Genomic DNA, 19,144 nt, shown 5'->3' with positions numbered 1-19,144 from the left:
CCGACGACTAAGGACTAATGATTTATGACTAATGAGAAAGAGCTTGAAATTCAGATGCAATTTTTAGAGGAAGCAACTGATTATTTAAATACATTAGAAAGTATTTTGCTGGAAATTGATACTAGTAAACATATTGATTTAGATAAAATTAATGCTGCTATGCGGGCTGCCCATTCTATTAAAGGTGGTGCAGCGATGATGGGTTTTAAGTTGTTGAGTAATTTAGCTCACCGATTAGAAGATTCTTTTAAGGTTCTCAAAACTCGCAAAAAATCTTTAGAAATTGATACTCATTTGCAGAGTTTGTTATTATCTGGAGTTGACTGGCTACGCCAAATTGTAGAGTTGTTGTCAGAAAAAAAATCTCCAGAGGATAAATGGTTAAGAACTTTTTGTTATCCAATTTTTGATGAACTGCATGACCGTTTAGGTGATCCTTCTCCAGAAGATATCACTACCATGTTATCACCAGAAGATGGACAAGAAATTATTCCGCTACTGTTTGAAACGGAAGTCGAAGAGTGTTTGCAGAATTTAGAATCTTTACTGGCAAATAGTTCAACAACTAATTTACAGTCAGAAGTAGGAGTGATGGCTGCTGAATTGGGTGGGTTGGGAGAAATGCTTCAGTTACCTGCTTTTACTCAGCTTTGTGAGTCAGTTACCAATTATTTAGAAACTCAGCCTCAGCGTTTTGTAGAAATTGCTCAGTTAGCATTGCAAGCTTGGAGAAGATCGCAAGCTTTAGTATTAACAAATCAACGCCATAGCTTACCAACAGAAATTAAGTTAAATGAAGTAGTTGTTAGTGATATTCAAGAGCAGATTATTGAGCCTGTACAAGTAAAAATACAAGAAAATGCTCTAATTGCAGAGGCGTTAATTCCTGATTTAACATCTTTAAAAGTAGAATTACCACCAGAAATTAATGCTGTTGAGTTTCCTGAACCTAATATAGCATTTACTCAAGAGATTCCCTCTATAGATTATAAGCATATTGAACGCAAAAGCGAAATAGTTGGTATTTCTAAAGATAAGGAAATTCATGAAAATACAGTCCGAGTTCCGAGTAAACAATTAGAAGAAATTAATGATTTATTTGGAGAAATCATTATTCAGCGGAATGGATTAAATTCCCAATTAGAAAGATTACGCAAACTGGTATTAGGACTGAGCCAACGAGTGCAAATTCTCGATCAAGAACATCAAGAAGTGCGTTCGGCATATGAGAAAATTATGACCCAAAGTGTCTCTGCTGGAGTATTAACTTCAGAGGAAGAGATGAGAGATTCTGGGGTAAAAGGTTTAGAAATAGATCGCCATCAAAAATTAAACCTGCTATCTCAGGATGTGATGGAAACAATTGTTCAGGTAGCAGAAGTCACGAGTGATATTCAACTCAGTGTTGATGATACAGATCAAATTGCCCGGAAGTTGAATAAAACATCGAAGCAAGCGCAGAGAAAATTAACGCAAGTGCGAATGCGTCCTTTATCTGACTTAGTAGAGCGTTTTCCGAGAGCAATCCGTGATTTAAATGTTGAGTATGGTAAAAATGTGCAGTTAAAAATTGAAGGTGGTAAAACCTTAATTGAACGCACTATTTTAGAGGCTTTGAATGAGCCACTAATGCACTTGTTACGGAACGCTTTCGATCATGGGATTGAAGATCCAGCTACCCGTCACGCTCAGGGGAAGCCAGAACAAGGATTGATTGAAATTAAAGGATATCATCGGAGCGATCGCACAATCATTAGCATGAGGGATGATGGTAGAGGCATTTCTCTAGAAAAAATCCGCCACCGCGCTCTAGCTATGGGTTTAGATACAGCATTAATAGCTACTGCCAGTGAAGAAGAACTACTAACACTGATTTTTGAGCCAGGTTTTACCACTTCAGATCAAGTCACAGCTTTATCTGGCCGTGGTGTAGGTATGGATATAGTTCAAAATAACCTCAAACTTGTGCGGGGTGATATTACAGTTGATACACAGCCAGGAATTGGTACAACTTTTACATTATCAGTACCATTTACACTGTCTGTAGCGCGAGTTTTATTAGTAGAGAGTGAGACTGGTAGCGGTATCAACCACCGGATGGTTTTGGCATTTCCTACAGATGTAGTTGCAGAAATATTTTTATTAGAAAATGATCAAGTTTTTTCAATGGATGGAGGAGAATTTCTCAAATGGCAAGATACCATGTTACCCTTAATGCGTCTGGGTAATTACTTTGAGTTTAATTGTTCCCATTACAATAATTTAGAAATAGAAAGTCCCACAGGAATTAATGCCAGTAGCGTGTTAATCATTAAAAATGATCATCAACCAGTCGCCGTACAAATAGATCGTTGCTGGGGTGAACAAGAAGTCGCAATTCGCCAAGTTGAAGGCAACATACCTTTACCTGATGGTTTTAGTAACTGTACAATTCTCGGTGATGGTCGAGTAGTGCCGCTAGTAAATACAAGTGAATTAGTATCTTGGATTACTAGCAATCAACGTCCTCATCGAAGTAATAAATTACCTACAACTAAATTAAAGACAGCTTTTCTCAAACCACAAAAAAATCAACCTATAGTTAGACCTAGTCACCAAAAGGGTATGATTTTAATTGTTGATGATTCGATTAATGTCCGTCGTTATTTAGCTCTAACTTTAGAAAAAGGAGGTTATCAAGTCGAACAAGCTAAAGATGGTCAAGATGCTTGGGAAAAACTAGAAAGTGGTTTAAAAGTGCAAGCTGTAATTTGTGATATTGAAATGCCACGTCTGGATGGTTATAGCTTTCTAGAACGTGTCAAATCTCATGATGACTTAAAAAGTCTTCCTGTTGCCATGTTAACTTCTCGTAGTAGTAACAAACATCGCCAATTAGCAATGCAATTAGGAGCGCGAGCTTATTTTTCTAAACCTTATAATGAACAAGATTTGTTGCGGACATTGGAAGAAATAATTTTTAGAATAGCAGAAACTGAATCTGCCAATAATTGAATCGTAAGAATTCAGGAATCAGAAAGAAGAAAGGGTTTTTGCATAAATCCTAATTTTATCTATGTAAGGATTCAGAATAAAGAATGTTTGATATATACTAAAAACGGGTTAAAAGTGTCATTCTGAACGAAGTGTTCGCGTAGCGTGCCGTAGGCTCTAGAATCTCCGAGATACTTCCCTGCACTACGTTACGGTCAGTATGACATAAGTCCAAGTTTGACCCGTTTGCAGTATAGCATTGAATCATTTATATAGTAATTCTATTTGATTTTTAGTAAGCATAAGCCTAACGGCAATATGCTTACAATTATGATATTACCCAAATCAGATTCGATTTTAAGCAGGCTGTTCGTTTCTAGTTGGTTCAGAACTTTCAGTTGTAGGTGCCTCTTTCTTTTTATCCTGTTGTTCAGTTTGTTGTACTTGTTGTAGGTGAATGTTATTTACTTGGGTAATAAATTGTTCTACAGATTGACTAATCCGTTGTTGTTGTTCCACCTCATCAGTGACATCATAACAACGATAAGCAGGGGTAATTCCCAAGATAAATTTCTCTTGTTCTGCTTCTAATAACTCAACAATTGTGTTAGCAGCAACTGCATTTTTTTGAAAAGGAAAAGAGGTGACAATACTGGCAACAATAGATGCAAGTGCTGGACAAATTACTGGCAGCCACTTCAACCAAGATTGTCCAGCTTCTAATTTATCTACTAAAACTAGAATTGGTGTGACACCAGACAAAATAACAGTAGATATTTGCAAGACATAGTAAAGATTTCTTGCCCAATTTCTAGTGCCTCTGTAATCATCAATTAAGTCTTGACAATACTCCAAAGCTTTAGCTCTAGCGGGAATAATTGTATTGTTTTCCAAGGAATTACTATTAGTTAATAAAGAGGTGTAAATTTCAGCTTTTTTTTCCAGTTCAGTCTTTTGCGCTTCTTTATGAGCATTGTTTACTGAGTTTCTGTTGAGTAGAAACAAAAAAAACGCAACAGCTAAAGCTCCGGCTCCAACTATTACATATTGTTGATTGCTAGAATCGAAATAAAGAATAATTGCAGCACTAATAAAAACAGCTGCTAATAGATAATCAATCAGCTTTAAGAACAACAACATTTTTTCACCTGACTAAGACAACAAATTTAGACCTACAGGCAATTTACAAATTAGTCTTTGCCTGATAAGTGGTTATTTTTACAAACAAACTTGTATATTATATGAAAGTTGTATTAAATACAAGTTAAATTTACTGAAAGCTTTACAAAAGTATATTCCTGGAATGCCAGCACCTAGAGTTAATCTGAACAAGATGAGAAAGTTACAATTTATTAAAATTCAAGTTGAAACTACCAAAAACCTATAATTTGAACAGATTCAAGACTATTCTTCTAATTCTTCCTCCTGACTCCTAACCCTAACCAAAAGACTTTTATGGCTGACGCTACGCTATCAGCAAGTCCTGGTTATTTTCTTTATGCTGTACTAAAATTTTAAAAACTGAGGAAGAAAACAATTAAAATGATGCTCAGAGTTAAGGCAAAGATTAAAGCATATTCAACTCTACGACTCAAAAATCCGACTAGGGCAATTAAGCATATAAAAAGAATTGTAATACCTATATATTGTTCTTTTTGCCAACCTTTAGCTATTAATAAATCTTTGCCTGGTGTTTGTCTAGAGGGTATTTCTTGAATATTTTTATTAGTGCTTTTTTGCATAATCAATTACCTTTTGATGGAGATATTTTATGAATTTGAGAATTTATCAAATAGAAGATACACCAGAAATTATAAATTTGTTTGCTGACACTATTCATAATATAAATATTCGTGATTATAGTAAAAAACAAGTAGAGGCTTGGGCTTCAGTTAAGTTAGATATCGAAATGTGGGTTAATCGTTTGAGTAATAGTTTTACTTATGTTGCAGAAGAGAATAACCAAATTATTGGGTTTAGTAATTTAGAAAAAAATGGTCATATTGATTGTTTTTATTGTCATCATGCTTTTCAAAGGCGAGGAGTTGGGACAAAAATCTTAGATGCTATAGAGTTACAGGCTAAATTTTTAGGAATAACCAAGTTATTTACAGAAGCTAGTATCACAGCCAAGCCTTTTTTTATTAGTAAAAATTTTATTGTAGTAAAAAAACAAGAAGTAGAATGTCGAGGGCAGTTATTTATTAATTTTGTGATGGAAAAAACTATTGAATAATTTAATTCAGAAAAAATATAGGACTTAAACAAGTGTGATACTTAATTTTTCTTGTAGGATACGTTCAGGGGAAACGCATCTAAATTTTATTGCCAAAATACCGGTTTAATATATCAACCAAATTAATACCTTGTCCAAATTGGAAAAAGCCTTGATTTTTCATGAGGACTTCGCTTGTGTAGTAGTGTACAGCACTTCCCGGTGTTATGGTCATGATTTGTAATCTGGAAAATCACCTCAAGAAGCTGAAATATTGAGTATGCAAAAATTGTTAGAGATTTAGTATATTTTCATGCCAAAACTAGTTCTCTCATTTTTCCGTGATCATCGCACTCTCGCTTTCTTAATGGGCATACTTTTGTTTTCCTACCCTGGGTTAGCAGTTGCTAGATATCAGCCCATAGCACAAACAACATCCCTAGAGGCAAAACGTGCTGCGGCTAAAAAAGCTGATCAAGAGGGGTTGCAACTTGAACAACAAGGTACAGCAGAATCACGGCGACAGGCAATTGAGAAATGGCAAACAGTCTTAAAATTATGGCGACAAATAGGCGACACAGAGAATGAAGCTCAAACCCTCTACTATATCGGTTTAGTCTATTCTGATTTGGGAAACAAGAACAAAGCACTAGAACTGTTAAATCAGGCACTAATTCTAATGCAAAAGGTAGGTAACAAAGAAGGTGAAGCTAGAACCATGATTGAAATTGGCAGGGTTTACAGTTTATTAGGAGAAAAATCTGAGGCACTGACATTTTTAAATCAAGCACTACTGTTAATACAGAAGGTAAAGAATAAAAAGGATGAAGCCACTGCCCTCAACAACATTGGTAAAATCTACTCTGATTTAGGAGATAAACAGAAAGCACTAGAATACTACCACCAGGCATTACCTCTGAGACGGGCTGTGGGTGATCAAAAGGGTGAAGCCATAACTATTAATAATATTGGTTTAGTTTATTCCTATCTGGGAGAGAAAAATAAGGCGCTGGAATACTACAACCAGGCATTATCCCTCATGCAGCAGACAAATGATAAAGATGGTGAAGCTGCTACTCTCAATTACATTGGTAGGGTTTACAGTTCTTTCAGAGAAAAGCAAAAGGCATTGGCTTTTTTTGAGCAGGCTCTACCTCTCACCCAAAAAACAGGTAACAAAGGCAGCGAAGCCGCTACTCTGAATAATATTGCCTTAACTTATTCAGATTTAGGAAATAAGCACAAGGCGTTGGCATATTACCAACAAGTACTACTTTTAAGGCGGGCAGTACAAGATACTAGTGGGGAAGCTATCACTCTAACTGGCATTGGTAAAGTTTACGCCAATTTAGGAGATGATAACAAGGCAATGGCGTACTATCAACAGGCGCTACCTTTGAGACAAGCAGTAGGGGATAAAGAGGGTGAGGCTAATACTCTTTTTAATATCGCCGATTTAGAATACGATCGCGGTAACTTGCCAGCAGCACTAATCCAAATTGAAGCCGCAATCCAAATTATTGAAGATTTACGTACCAACATCGCCAGTCAAGCTTTACGTGCTTTCTACTTTGCCTCACAGCACAAGGTTTATGCCTTCTATATTGACTTACTAATGCAATTGCACAAACAGCAACCAGCAAAAGGTTATGATGCGATCGCACTCCAAGCTAGTGAAAGCACCCGCGCCCGCAGTCTATTAGAATTGTTGGCAGAAGCTAACGTCGATATCCGTCAAGGCGTAGATCCCAAACTACTCACAGCAGAAAGCAACTTACGAAAAAAATTTGATGCTGTCGAACAACAGCGGATAGATTTACTCAATAGGAAATACACCCAACAACAAATCCAATTCATAGAAACAGAAATTGCTGCACTTATCGATCAATATAGAGAACTGAAAGCACAAATCCGCACTAGCAGTCCACATTATGCCGCCTTAACTCAGCCCAAACCCCTGACACTAACAGAAATTCAGCAGCAAGTATTAGACAAAGATACTTTGCTATTGCAATACTTCCTAGGAGAAAAACGCAGCTATCTTTGGGTAATTAGCAAAACCAATATCTCCAGTTATGAACTACCCAAACGTATCGAAATCGAAGCCGCAGCCCAGAAATTTTCTGTAGCTTTAACCGCACCCAGCCAGAGAGACAGCTTTGTCCAAATTGCAAAAGCAGCAGCACCATTAACGCAAATAATCCTACCCCCAGATGCGACAATATCACAACACAAACGCCTAGTCATCGTTAGCGATGGTGCATTACAGTATCTACCATTTGGGGCGCTGACCACAAGCAACAACTATGAACCATTACTACTCAAATACGAAATTATCTCTCTCCCTTCAGCTTCCTCACTAGCCATCATGCGACGTGAACACCAAGGACGTAAATTACCTCCTAAAAAACTAGCTGTAATTGCAGATCCCGTATTTAGTCAATATGACGAACGCCTCACAGTTAAAAAAAATAATATAAATACCCTGGCTTTAAACAGAACCGCCAATAATTATAGTGTTAAATTTGATCGTCTACGCTTTACCCGCAAGGAAGCAGACAATATTTTAGAATTAGTACCTGAAGATCAGCGGTTGCAAGTTTTAGGCTTTGCTGCTAACCGTGATTTAGTTACTAGTCGCCAACTCAGTCAATATCAAATTGTTCATTTTGCAACTCACGGAATCATCAATAATCAAAGGCCAGAATTATCTGGGGTAGTCTTATCACTGTTTAACGAAAAAGGTAAACCCCAAAATGGCTTTTTGCGACTGCTTGATTTTTATAACCTCTACCTACCCGTGGAATTAGTTGTACTTAGTGCTTGTCAAACAGGTTTAGGTGAAAATATTCGCGGAGAAGGATTAGTGGGATTAACAACAGCATTTATGTATGCAGGTAGTCCCCGTGTAGTCATGAGTTTGTGGAGTGTCGATGATGAAGGAACTTCCATATTAATGCAGAAATTTTACCAAAAAATGTTACAAGAAAATTTAAAACCTGCTTCAGCATTACGCCAAGCACAAATTGAAATGTGGCAAGAAAAAAAGTGGAATTCCCCATTTTATTGGGCTGCATTTATGTTACAGGGTGAGTGGCGATGATTGAAGAAGGAGTCAGGAGTCAGGAGTCAGGAGTCAGGAGTCAGGAGTCAGGAGGAAGAAGAATATTTTTCTCTTCTGTTCCCTGTTCCCTGTTCCCTGTTCCCTGTTCCCTGTTCCCTGTTCCCTGTTCCCTGTTTTCTGCCATATCAAATATTCTATATTCTGAATACTTACATATATTTACATTTTTTCTGTTATTTATTTCTTCTAATTCTGACTCCTGACTCCTGACTCCTGACTCCTAGCCCTAACCAAAAGACTTTTTCCACAAGCCCTATTTAGGATTGCTATATCTTTTTCGGTTATATATTGCAAAAGCTAAAACTAAAAATGTTAGCCCTCCTGCTAAATATAACGGATAGCCATAGGTAATAGGGTTAGATTGTTTGACAATCAGTCCAGCAATTACAGGCCCAATACCATTAGAAATACTTAAATAAGATGCATTCAAACCCAATACAGTTCCCTGATCTTCAGGTTTAGCATTGAGAGAAATTAACGTGCTAATCATTGGTTGCACTAGGGAATTAAACAGGGAAAACAAGATACTGATAGCGACAAAATAAGTAATATTCGGCCAAACTGGCATTAAGGCAAATGACAGACTACGAAAGAATAGACCTAAAAACAAAATTTTAACTGCATCAAATTTCTTGATCATCACAGACACGCCCCAGGTTTGCATAATTACACCTAGCGTGCCAAAGACTAAAAACAAGAGTGTTAAAGACTGGCTAGTTTGATCCAAAACCTTAATAAAGTAAGGTTGGAAAGCATAGGTAAACATAGTAAAAGTCGTGCCAGTTAAGAAATTAATGAATAGCAAAATGCCAACTCCTGGCATTACTAAACCTTTGATTAAATTCTCTAAACCCAAATCGAATATATTACTAGATTTTGTAATCTTATTTTTGAGAGTTTCGGGTAAGAAAAAAATAGTCATCAACAAAGCCACAAACGCAACTCCACCAGAAACTAAAAATGCAGTTCCCAAAGAAATTTGCTGTGCTACTAAACTGATAGCTGGTCCTAAAACGAAGCCTAAACCCATTGCAGCCCCATAAATACCAAATGCCTGGGCGCGATTTTTAGGACTGCTAATATCAGAAATCACTGCTTGAGCAACAGAAGCATTACCACCCGTGATTCCATCTAAAAATCTTGCAAGAAATAACAGGCTTGCCGTTGTTGCAGTTCCAGCTATACAGTTAGCAACTACAGTTCCAGCTAAACTAATGATTAATAAAGGCTTCCTGCCAAAACGGTCAGAGAGTTTGCCAATGACAGGAGTTGCAAAAAACTGAGCTATAGAGTAAATAGAAAATAATAAACTGGTTTGGAAATCACTCAGACCAAATTGTTTGCCATAAAGATAGATAATAGGTATTAAAATCGTAAAACTCAGGGAGTTAACAAAGGCAATTAAAGCAGTAATCCAAAAATTGCGATTCATCAGTAATTAATAACCACCGGGTTTTTGCTTTATGGTTGTATTCAACTTCAGTCATAGTACCATTCACCATGCTTTCGACTACTCTTCATGAAATTTAGACACAAAAAACCTTCCCAAAAGCGCCAACAGCCTATCATTCCACGAGTTCATATCAAAATCCGCAATGGGCAATTTGAAATTATAGGTATGGGGGTATGGCATTCATACTGGCGTGATCCTTATCATTTGCTGCTAACTATTCCCTGGTCAGGCTTCTTGAGCCTGATTTGTGTTTTTTATGTAGCTATTAATACTCTATTTGCCTTAGCTTATAGATTAGGAGGAAATTGTATCGCTAATGCTCAACCAGGCTCTTTTCTAGATGCCTTTTTTTTTAGTGTGCAAACCTTGGCATCTATCGGCTATGGTGCAATGTATCCCACAACAACTTATGCCAATATCATAGTGACTATTGAGGCGATGATTGGTGTGGTGGGAATTGCCGTGATGACAGGATTAGCCTTTGCTCGTTTTTCCCGACCGACTGCCCGTGTGATGTTTAGCTGTGTAGCGGTAATTATGCTACAGGAAGGATTACCAACTCTGTTATTTCGTACTGCAAATCAGCGCCGCAATATGATTTTAGAGGCACAGATACGACTGTATTTAATGCGTGATGAGGTAAATCAAGATGGAGCGTCTTTACGTAAAATTCATGACCTCAAGTTAGTCAGAAACCAGACACCTAATTTCTCTTTATCTTGGACAATTATGCATATAATTGATGAATCTAGTCCTTTGTTTGGGATGACATCAGAGTCACTGGTGAAGACACAATCCTTACTAATGGTTTCTGTTAGTGGTATTGATGAAACTGTGGCACAGGTTGTCCATGCTCGTCATAGTTATGCTGCTAACGATATTTTATGGAATAGCAGATTTGTTGATATTATGCATCGAACACCGGATGGACATCGCTATGTTGACTATAACCATTTCCACGATGTCTTACCTGTAGATGAGGTTAGATAGCAGTAAAACCATTTTTTTGAATTAATCTTTTGGTCATCTCTACTCTTTGTTCATAAGGGAAAGTTTGAAGTGCAAACACTGATTATTGATAATTATGATTCTTATACATTTAATTTATTCCAAATCATTGCCGAAGTAAATAGCGAATTGCCTATTGTTATTCATAATGATCAACTTAATTGGGAAGAAATAACACAACTAAAATTTGATAATGTTGTCATTTCTCCTGGGCCAGGTCGTCCAGAAAAAACTAAAGATTTTGGGATTTGTCAACAAATAATCCAAAATATAAATATTCCTTTACTTGGTGTTTGTCTTGGTCATCAAGGACTTGGTTATTTATATGGTGGTAAGGTTATTCATGCACCAGAAGTTAGACACGGAAGATTAAGCCAAATTTATCATAATGACTCGGATTTATTTACAGGAATCCCTAATCCTTTTTCAGTTGTCCGTTACCATTCATTGATTCTTGCTGAAGATTTACCAAACTGTTTAGAAAAAGTAGCTTGGACTGAAGAAGGATTAGTAATGGCTTTGCGCCATCGTCATTTACCATTTTGGGGTGTACAATTTCATCCTGAATCAATCTGTACTGAGTATGGTAAAAAATTGCTGAATAATTTTAGAGAAATCACATTAAAATTTCATGAACAAGAATCAAAGCCAAAACTATTTTCATCTTGTTCTACTACTCATTCTCGACAAAAATTAAACCAAGAATTTACAGTTTACAGTAAAAAATTAGATATTTATCCTGATTCAGAACAGGTATTTGTTAATCTTTTTAGTAAAGAAATAAACGCTTTTTGGCTCGATAGTAATGATGTCAATTCTGGTCTTTCGCGCTTCTCTTTTATGGGAGGTAGTAATGGAGAGAATAGCTTGTTAATTGAGTATCGTACCCAAACTAAAGAAATTACTATTACACAATCAGGTAAAAGCACATACCGGACAGAAAGTATATTCGATTATCTGAAGCGAGAACTTGAGCCAAGATACTGCAATTCTGATGATTTACCTTTTGATTTTAACTGTGGTTTCGTTGGTTACTTTGGTTATGAACTGAAGATGGAATGTGGTTCTAAATTAGTGCATTCTTCAGATTTGCCTGATGCGGTGTTTATCCTGGCTGACCAGATAATTGTATTTGATCATCAAGAAAAAAATGTCTATCTTTTATATTTAGGAAAAAATGAGAAATCGCATTTAGCAGAAATTTGGTTTAATGAGATTGAAAAACAACTTAATCAACTTTTACCTTTATTACCTATTTTGTCGCAATTTAAAGAACCTGTGATTTTTAAATTAAGTCGTTCTCATCAAAGTTATATTAATGATATTAAAAATTGTTTACAGGAAATTCATGAGGGTGAAAGTTATCAAGTTTGTTTAACAAATAAATTATCTACAAATACAATTCCTGAACCTTTGGCATTTTATCGCACTTTACGCAAAATAAATCCGGCTCCTTATTCAGCATTTTTTCGTTTTGGTGATGTGGCTATTGCTTGTTCTTCTCCAGAACGATTTTTAAGAATTGATTCTCAAGGTTGGGTGGAAACTAAACCTATTAAGGGAACTTCAAGAAGGGGGAGAACTCTGGAAGAAGATTTGATTTTACGGGAAAATTTGCGGAATAGTGAAAAAGACCGTTCTGAAAATTTGATGATTGTGGATTTGTTACGCAATGATTTAGGTCGTGTTTGCGAAGTTGGTAGTATTCATGTTCCGAAATTAATGGATGTGGAAACTTATGCAACTGTGCATCAAATGGTTTCAACTATTCGCGGTTGTTTACGTCCAGATATGGGCGCAACTGACTGTATTCGCATGGCGTTTCCTGGTGGTTCAATGACGGGTGCGCCAAAAATTAGAACAATGCAGATTATTGATAAATTGGAAAAGGAGGCACGAGGGGTTTATTCTGGTGCAATTGGGTTTTTAGCTGTGAATGGTGCAGCAGATTTGAATGTGGTAATTCGGACTGCTATATTGACTCCTGATGAAATTTCTATTGGGGTGGGAGGTGGAATTGTGGCTTTATCAAAACCGGAAGCGGAATTTGCGGAAACTATTCTTAAAGCACAGGCTTTAATTGAGGCTTTACTGATTACTGTTCATGGTGAGTTTAACCCGGATTTATACTACGTTGATTTTTAAACGCAGAGGTGCGCGGAGGTTAACGCGGAGGTACGCAGAGGTTTTTTGGTGTTTGAGATGACGTTGAATCAAGTTTGGTTATCACAGTTACAGGAACATCGAGCGATCGCAGTTATTCGCGCTCCTAAAATGGATTTGGGTGCAAAAATGGCTGCTGCTGTGGCTGCTGGGGGAATGCAGCTGATTGAAATTACCTGGAATAGCGATCGCGCTGCTGATTTAATTTCTTTACTCCGCACCGAATTACCGGGCTGTATTATTGGTACAGGGACGCTGTTTAATGTCCAGCAGTTGCAAGATGCGATCGCTTGTGGGGCGCAATTTCTCTTCAGTCCCCATATTGACCCAGAAATGATTAAAGCCGCAGTCGCTCAAGATGTACCGATTATCCCCGGCGCACTTACACCTACAGAAATTGTTACTGCTTGGAATCAGGGCGCAAGTTGTGTCAAAGTATTCCCTGTGCAAGCAGTGGGAGGAACCAGCTATATTCAAAGTTTACAAGCACCACTTGGTCATATTCCCTTAATCCCTACTGGTGGGGTGACGTTACAAAATGCTAAAGATTTCTTACAAGTTGGAGCGGTAGCAGTGGGCTTAAGTGGCGAATTATTCCCTAAAGAATGGGTGTTAGATGGAAATTGGCGTGCGATCGCTCTTCAAGCAAAAAAGCTTATACTGACATTAAATTAGTAGTTAAGTGACAGGGAACAGAAGAAAACTTACCAATTACCCGTCACCAATTACGAATTAGCGAAGAGGAGTGTATTTACCATGAAGAACCTTATTTATCCTAACTGCGTGCGTCCCTTAAAAATATTACTTGCGGGCGCTTTCGTCTCCGCTAGTATTTTGACTCCCGTATCGGGTCAAGTTTGGGCAAATTCCCATAATAATAAAATTGCTACAGCTATTGAAACACTAAAACAATCTGATCAACGCTGGATTCAAATTGACCTCACCAAGCAAAATTTAATTGCTTGGGAAGGTAACAAACCTGTTTATGCAATCACCATTTCTTCCGGGAAACGATCTACACCCACTCGCGTTGGGACTTTTAAAATTCAAACCAAGTTGAAAAAAACTCGGATGCAAGGTAGAGGGTATAACGTTCCCAATGTTCCTCATACTATGTATTATCAAGGCGGTTATGCCATTCACGGAGCATATTGGCACAACAGATTTGGTACACCCGTTAGTCATGGCTGTGTAAATCTTGCACCCAATCATGCTAAATGGGTATTTGAGTGGGCTGATGTAGGGACACCAGTGGTTATTAAGAAATAGGGGAATTGGAGATTGGGGATTAGTGATTCTCCTCCCACATTCCCAGTCTCTAAATCACAGGAAATCAGAACAATTAAACAGTTCTTGGCGACCCAGGATAGGTAAAATAGAAGAAGGGGAGTAAACATGATTGAAAATCTCTGTTTCCTTGAATTTGGCGTAAATCCTGATAAATCCTGCACGGACTGATAACAGTAAATCTTAAAAGGTAATTGGATTATGCCAAGCTGGATTCGCAGTGCTTTAATACGTTCCTCTGGAACTTTTTGTACAGGTTTAGTGTTGATGTTGGTGACTTTATTCTCTTGGTCTTCACCAACCAGTAACCCCAAAATGACAGCGGCTAATGCAACTACAGTAAATCAAAGCACTACTGTATCTAAAACTAAGCAAATATCCCTATCTCGCCGAATTGAAATTGATTTATCTGAGCAACGATTACGGGCATGGGATGGTAAAACTCTAGTTTATTCATTCCGAATTTCTACGGGTAAACGCCGCACCCCTACACCAGTGGGTAGGTTTCAGATTAATTCCAAATATCGTGTTAATCGAATGCGTGGTAGAGGTTACGATATTCCTGATGTTCCTTACGCTATGTATTTTCATCAAGGCTATGCTATTCATGGTGCTTACTGGCATAACAATTTTGGCACTCCTATGAGTCATGGTTGCGTTAATTTGCCAGTTAGCCAAGCACGAAAATTATACAATTGGGCTTCCACTGGGACTGTGGTGGTTGTGCGTCGATAGATGAAACAGAATTAGACATAGGAGTACAAAAAATTGTAGAGACGTTCCCTGGAACATCTCTACAAAGGTTCTAGAAAATGCATATTCAAATTCCATTCAAACAAGACACATAATACGATCGCACAGCCAAGCAATTAGCAACTGTCAATCAGGTGGTATAACCAAGACTGCTTGGTGCTTTAAAAAAATTACTAGAAAAAAATCATGATTAAAAGCCTAACTTTCAAAACTACAATAATTTTGACTCTCACTTTAATGATGGGCGGATTATCTAATGTTCAAACTAATGCTCAAACCAATGTTCAAGAAATATATATTGATAAAAACTGTCAACAAAATCAACAATTAGAAGAGTTTGACAGATTCACTGTTGTTTATAAATCCGAATTGAAAATTAAAGGACAAACTTATTGGTTTTACTCAGGTCAGTATATAGATGCTTCCCCAATTGTCTGTATTTCCCGACCAGGATTTAAACAAGCAAAACTCTTAAATATTCAACAAATACAGTCTGGTTACATAGATAAAATTAGTAAAGATCCACGCTATAAAACAGCTTTTCTTGTAACTGTCCATGAAGGGAATGGCTCTTATGTACCAATAATACAATATCGACTCAATTTTTCCACACCTGACAAACCTGTCATCACCAAACTCAGGTCTTGGAATTCAGGACGGTAATCGTGTCTAGTATTTTGCTTTTAACTCAACTGCGCGACAAGTTGATTTTGTACTAAGGTGTCATTTGTTAACAAGTCCTCGACGGTGACGCGTAAAAACCGCTGTTCATCAACTTGAAACAGGATTTTTATGCGATCGCTCCCCGGAAATCCTGGGGGGCTAAGTTGGGCAATATTTCTGGCACCTTCTTGATCATTCAGCGGTTTAACGGTGGTGGACATACTGTTAATTTTACGAGTAATTAAGCGATCGCCATCAAAATAAACTTCTGTGCCGCCGGTTTCTGCACCCAATTCCCCTAAAACTAATTCTATGCTGGGTTGATTTTCTCTAGAAGCTCCCACAACTAATTCTACTGGTTGGATCATGGGATAAGCCTGTCCAGCCCTGATAATTGGTTGCCAGCTGTGACGTTGGTGACGACGATCCCAGTAACGCACACCATAACTATGATAGAGATAGTCTTTAATTTCTAAACCCTGGGTGATTTGCAATGCCCCTTGTGCGATCGCTTCAAATGGACTTTCACACCGAATTTTTTCTGGCTCAAAATATTGGCTTACCCATGTCTGCATTGCGGCTAATTGTACAGATCCACCAACTAACAAAACTGCATTAATATCATCTAGTTCAATGCCCTGACGACGTGCTTGCTGTAACAGCGTCATCATCGCCTCATGCAAGCGGTCAAAAAATCCGTTTTCTTTGAGAATTTCTTCTAGTTCCTGGCGGTTAAGTTCCATGTCATAGCTTTCAAAAGTATCATTATTAAAATAAAATTCACTAGCTTGATTTTGGGTAGATAACTGAATTTTTAACTTTTCTGCCAATCGAGTTGTCAGAGAATTAACTGGAAATCCTTGATTTTTCGCAAAGTAATCAACTATCCAATTATCTATATCAATACCGCCTAGATTTTGCCCTGCTTTCGCCAACACACGGGCTGTTTTGACTTTTTGCTTCGAGTCTTCAGCCAGAGATTTTTTACCCCATTTGAGCAGAAATCCCACATTGGTTGGTGTCTTTTGCTCTAAACTCACTAGAGATAAATCTAAAGTCCCACCGCCAAAATCAATTACCAAGAGATTTTCCTGTTCTGCCAAACCATAACCCAAAGCAGCAGCCGTTGGTTCATCTAATATCCGCACTTGTTCAACTGGCAGTGCTTGACAAACCTTACCCAGCCAGTGACGATAAGCTTCAAAGCTATCTACGGGTACAGTTAAAACTAAAGAATTTATTCCCCCTTCTATGGATGCTAATTCAGAAATTACCTTACTTAAAAACCATTCACCTACTTGTTCAAAAGAAATGATTTTTCCATCTATTTCCGGTGAAAAACCTGGGATATTTGCACCAATTCCCCGTTTAAAGCTGTGGAAAAATCTAGAGTCACCTTTGATATCTAAACCGCGATCGCGCACTTGTTGCCCGACTAATATCTGACTTTGTTTTGCATCTTCCACATACACCAAGCTGGGTATCAGTGGGGGATTGAAATGTTGCTGAATTGATAAATCTGGGATGTTGATAGTTTCCGGCTTCTGGGTGACGGGATTCCAGCGGGTAATGACTGTGTTACTAGTACCAAAATCAATAGCGATCGCCATATTTTCAAGAAATAATAAATATATTAATACAGTAGAATTCAGGAGTCAGGAGTCAGGAGTAAAACTGGCTTTGTCTATAGGTTTGAATTGAGATGTTGTACCTCCTAACGGGAGCAAACTGCTATATAGCACTAAGACGTAAACACATAAGTTATTGTTCAGCAACTTTTGTTATATTACATCGGTCTAATTATTCAAATTACCCAAATAACTGCCCATGTCTCCTTCTGCTCAAGGCATTCCCGGTTTGCCAGACTTAACACATCCCCATGAGTTAGTACAATTTGGCACTCAACTGCTTCAAGGATCATTATTATTGGTATTTTTAATTGTAGCTTTGGGAGTAGCGATCGCACTAATAAGTTTTTCCCTCAGACGCAACACCACCGAACAAGCAGTTTTTTTTGGTGAATGGTCGATTCGTTATTCTCAATTATTACGCGGAATCCAGCATTTAGCCCTAATTTTAATTTTATCAATCACCGGATTTTTCCTATTTTCCACCCTCAGCAATCGTTACCACCACTGGGAACAAGCCAAAATAGCCCAAGTCGCCGAAAGTGTTGCTGGTGATAAATTAGAACAAAGTGCGCCTCAAATTCGCTACACGACAGAAGAACCATACAGCTACACTACCCAAGTTGAAGGCAAAATAGTAAAAGTCAACGATAAACAAAAAGTTACCCGTTACCTAACACTAGCCGGTTCACAAATTCAAGTCACAATAGACCAAAGTGTCAACGTTCAAAATAGCAGCGTTATTTACAACACTGACTACACCGCCGATTATAAAGTTATTAACCCACTCAGCGATATTGATAACTTTTTCTTTGAAGCACCACCACCTAACGGATACTCACTACTAACAAATTACAAAATAGAACGTGACGGTACAAAATTAAAACAAACAAATCCCGGTGATTATGGTTTTCCCTTTCGTTTAAAACCAGGGGAAGAAACAACATTTAAAGTTACCTATCAAGCACAAGGTGGTTCACGCTGGGTTTATAGTGCCGCCAATCAACTACTTTCTCAATTCCGTCTGATCGCAATTGCCAATTTTAGAAATGCAGACTTCGCTAGTGGCATTGTTCCCAAGAATATCAAAGTTGATGGCAACAGCACCCAATTCATTTGGACATTTGATGAAAACGTTTCTGTCAAAAATCCCTTTGGCGTATTTACCAGCACTCAACCCATCAAAAATACTGGCATTATCCCCCGATTATTACTATTAGCTCCAGCATTATTTTTATGGTGGATATTACTTTTATATTTGTCTCTACCAATGAATTTAAAAAATGTCGCTATAGCTGGATCTGTTTTCTTAGCTTGTTTGCTAACTTTAACCTACATGGCGCGGATAATAAATGCTGAACTAGCTTGGACAATGATTGCATTTATCTTCCTCATTTTAACCTATGGTTTAGGTTCAAATCGTCATACTTCTTTAGCTGCAATTATTTGTACTATTGCTGGAGCTATTTTACCTGTTTTTGCGTTATTAATACCCTTTAGTGGTTTAACCCTCAGTCTAGCCGGTTTGCTATCAGTCGCGTGGTTAGCAATACTTCATTGGTATGGTTGGGATAGATTTCCAAATCCTTAATCAATTGTCTGAATCAGGATATCCAGGATTTAAGGATTGACAGGATACTAACTGAGTCTAATTTTTTTTAAATGTGAGAATTTTTCTGATGTTGATATTTTTTGAATATTCTATAAATTATGATTATCAAGTAATTCCATCTTAAATCTCACAATTAATCATCAAATCAATATTCAAAAAAAACATAAGACTTTAAAATAACATCCTGTACATCCTTAAATCCTGGATATCCTGATTCAGACAAAAAAATGCTATATCTCCAGTTAGAAAATATAAACAAGGATTT

The 19,144-nt window shown here is 37.5% G+C and carries 14 protein-coding genes; 10 read left to right on the top strand and 4 right to left on the bottom strand.

Features of this window, described 5'->3' with window-relative positions:
* The first annotated feature begins 24 nt into the window (after nt 1–24).
* Complete coding sequence (locus VB713_RS00360; protein ID WP_323309603.1) at nt 25–2,994, top strand: hybrid sensor histidine kinase/response regulator; 2,970 nt, start codon at nt 25–27, stop codon at nt 2,992–2,994.
* Nucleotides 2,995–3,330: 336 nt separating this feature from the next.
* Here the strand turns inward: VB713_RS00360 and VB713_RS00355 are convergent, their stop codons facing one another.
* Nucleotides 3,331–4,113, bottom strand: a complete 783-nt coding sequence (locus VB713_RS00355) for a DUF4231 domain-containing protein (protein ID WP_323309602.1) — start codon at nt 4,111–4,113, stop codon at nt 3,331–3,333.
* Nucleotides 4,114–4,487: 374 nt separating this feature from the next.
* Nucleotides 4,488–4,715, bottom strand: coding sequence for a hypothetical protein (locus VB713_RS00350; RefSeq protein ID WP_323309601.1), 228 nt, complete (start codon nt 4,713–4,715; stop codon nt 4,488–4,490).
* A gap of 29 nt (nt 4,716–4,744) precedes the next feature.
* Here VB713_RS00350 and VB713_RS00345 point away from each other — a divergent pair, with 29 nt between their 5' ends.
* Nucleotides 4,745–5,209 carry a GNAT family N-acetyltransferase gene (locus VB713_RS00345; protein WP_323309600.1) on the top strand — a complete coding sequence of 155 codons (465 nt, stop codon included), beginning with the start codon at nt 4,745–4,747 and terminating at the stop codon, nt 5,207–5,209.
* Between the two features lie 292 nt (nt 5,210–5,501).
* The gene (locus VB713_RS00340) at nt 5,502–8,291 is read left to right on the top strand and encodes a CHAT domain-containing tetratricopeptide repeat protein (RefSeq protein WP_323309599.1); all 2,790 of its coding nucleotides are present in this window, start codon (nt 5,502–5,504) and stop codon (nt 8,289–8,291) included.
* 274 nt (nt 8,292–8,565) lie between these two features.
* On the opposite strand, the gene VB713_RS00335 is transcribed toward VB713_RS00340, so the two are convergent.
* The gene (locus VB713_RS00335; RefSeq protein WP_323309598.1) at nt 8,566–9,744 is read right to left on the bottom strand and encodes an MFS transporter; all 1,179 of its coding nucleotides are present in this window, start codon (nt 9,742–9,744) and stop codon (nt 8,566–8,568) included.
* 87 nt (nt 9,745–9,831) lie between these two features.
* Between VB713_RS00335 and VB713_RS00330 the strand changes: the two genes are divergently transcribed.
* The 6 genes from VB713_RS00330 to VB713_RS00305 all read left to right on the top strand — a co-directional run bounded on the left by VB713_RS00330 (nt 9,832) and on the right by VB713_RS00305 (nt 15,639).
* The gene (locus VB713_RS00330) at nt 9,832–10,755 is read left to right on the top strand and encodes an ion channel (RefSeq protein WP_323309597.1); all 924 of its coding nucleotides are present in this window, start codon (nt 9,832–9,834) and stop codon (nt 10,753–10,755) included.
* Between the two features lie 69 nt (nt 10,756–10,824).
* Nucleotides 10,825–12,918: an aminodeoxychorismate synthase component I gene (gene pabB / locus VB713_RS00325; RefSeq protein WP_323309596.1), complete on the top strand. Its 2,094-nt coding sequence runs from the start codon at nt 10,825–10,827 to the stop codon at nt 12,916–12,918.
* A 57-nt stretch (nt 12,919–12,975) separates the two neighbouring features.
* Nucleotides 12,976–13,611 (top strand): bifunctional 4-hydroxy-2-oxoglutarate aldolase/2-dehydro-3-deoxy-phosphogluconate aldolase, encoded by a 636-nt coding sequence (locus VB713_RS00320; RefSeq protein ID WP_323309595.1) that lies wholly within the window; start codon nt 12,976–12,978, stop codon nt 13,609–13,611.
* Nucleotides 13,612–13,692: 81 nt separating this feature from the next.
* Nucleotides 13,693–14,205, top strand: coding sequence for a L,D-transpeptidase (locus tag VB713_RS00315; protein ID WP_323309594.1), 513 nt, complete (start codon nt 13,693–13,695; stop codon nt 14,203–14,205).
* Nucleotides 14,206–14,424: 219 nt separating this feature from the next.
* A complete protein-coding gene (locus VB713_RS00310) occupies nt 14,425–14,958 on the top strand; it encodes a L,D-transpeptidase (protein ID WP_323309593.1) in 534 nt (177 codons plus the stop codon).
* A gap of 204 nt (nt 14,959–15,162) precedes the next feature.
* Nucleotides 15,163–15,639, top strand: a complete 477-nt coding sequence (locus VB713_RS00305; protein ID WP_323309592.1) for a hypothetical protein — start codon at nt 15,163–15,165, stop codon at nt 15,637–15,639.
* A 20-nt stretch (nt 15,640–15,659) separates the two neighbouring features.
* On the opposite strand, the gene VB713_RS00300 is transcribed toward VB713_RS00305, so the two are convergent.
* Nucleotides 15,660–17,249, bottom strand: coding sequence for an Hsp70 family protein (locus tag VB713_RS00300; RefSeq protein ID WP_323309591.1), 1,590 nt, complete (start codon nt 17,247–17,249; stop codon nt 15,660–15,662).
* A 217-nt stretch (nt 17,250–17,466) separates the two neighbouring features.
* Here VB713_RS00300 and VB713_RS00295 point away from each other — a divergent pair, with 217 nt between their 5' ends.
* Nucleotides 17,467–18,858, top strand: coding sequence for a hypothetical protein (locus VB713_RS00295; protein WP_323309590.1), 1,392 nt, complete (start codon nt 17,467–17,469; stop codon nt 18,856–18,858).
* Nucleotides 18,859–19,144 lie beyond the last annotated feature (286 nt).

The sequence above is a fragment of the Anabaena cylindrica UHCC 0172 genome, from assembly GCF_034931625.1.
In the GTDB taxonomy this organism is placed as follows: domain Bacteria; phylum Cyanobacteriota; class Cyanobacteriia; order Cyanobacteriales; family Nostocaceae; genus Anabaena; species Anabaena cylindrica_A.
This window is presented reverse-complemented; position numbering and strand designations above follow the sequence as displayed.

Excerpts from the sequence above, each read along its gene's own strand:
- VB713_RS00320 (WP_323309595.1), top strand. The coding sequence starts at position 12,976 with ATGACGTTGAATCAAGTTTGGTTATCACAGTTACAGGAACATCGAGCG.
- VB713_RS00355 (WP_323309602.1), bottom strand. The coding sequence starts at position 4,113 with ATGTTGTTGTTCTTAAAGCTGATTGATTATCTATTAGCAGCTGTTTTT.
- VB713_RS00340 (WP_323309599.1), top strand. The coding sequence starts at position 5,502 with ATGCCAAAACTAGTTCTCTCATTTTTCCGTGATCATCGCACTCTCGCT.
- VB713_RS00295 (WP_323309590.1), top strand. The coding sequence starts at position 17,467 with ATGTCTCCTTCTGCTCAAGGCATTCCCGGTTTGCCAGACTTAACACAT.
- VB713_RS00345 (WP_323309600.1), top strand. The coding sequence starts at position 4,745 with ATGAATTTGAGAATTTATCAAATAGAAGATACACCAGAAATTATAAAT.
- VB713_RS00305 (WP_323309592.1), top strand. The coding sequence starts at position 15,163 with ATGATTAAAAGCCTAACTTTCAAAACTACAATAATTTTGACTCTCACT.
- VB713_RS00335 (WP_323309598.1), bottom strand. The coding sequence starts at position 9,744 with ATGAATCGCAATTTTTGGATTACTGCTTTAATTGCCTTTGTTAACTCC.
- VB713_RS00350 (WP_323309601.1), bottom strand. The coding sequence starts at position 4,715 with ATGCAAAAAAGCACTAATAAAAATATTCAAGAAATACCCTCTAGACAA.
- VB713_RS00360 (WP_323309603.1), top strand. The coding sequence starts at position 25 with ATGACTAATGAGAAAGAGCTTGAAATTCAGATGCAATTTTTAGAGGAA.
- VB713_RS00310 (WP_323309593.1), top strand. The coding sequence starts at position 14,425 with ATGCCAAGCTGGATTCGCAGTGCTTTAATACGTTCCTCTGGAACTTTT.
- VB713_RS00330 (WP_323309597.1), top strand. The coding sequence starts at position 9,832 with ATGAAATTTAGACACAAAAAACCTTCCCAAAAGCGCCAACAGCCTATC.
- VB713_RS00300 (WP_323309591.1), bottom strand. The coding sequence starts at position 17,249 with ATGGCGATCGCTATTGATTTTGGTACTAGTAACACAGTCATTACCCGC.
- VB713_RS00315 (WP_323309594.1), top strand. The coding sequence starts at position 13,693 with ATGAAGAACCTTATTTATCCTAACTGCGTGCGTCCCTTAAAAATATTA.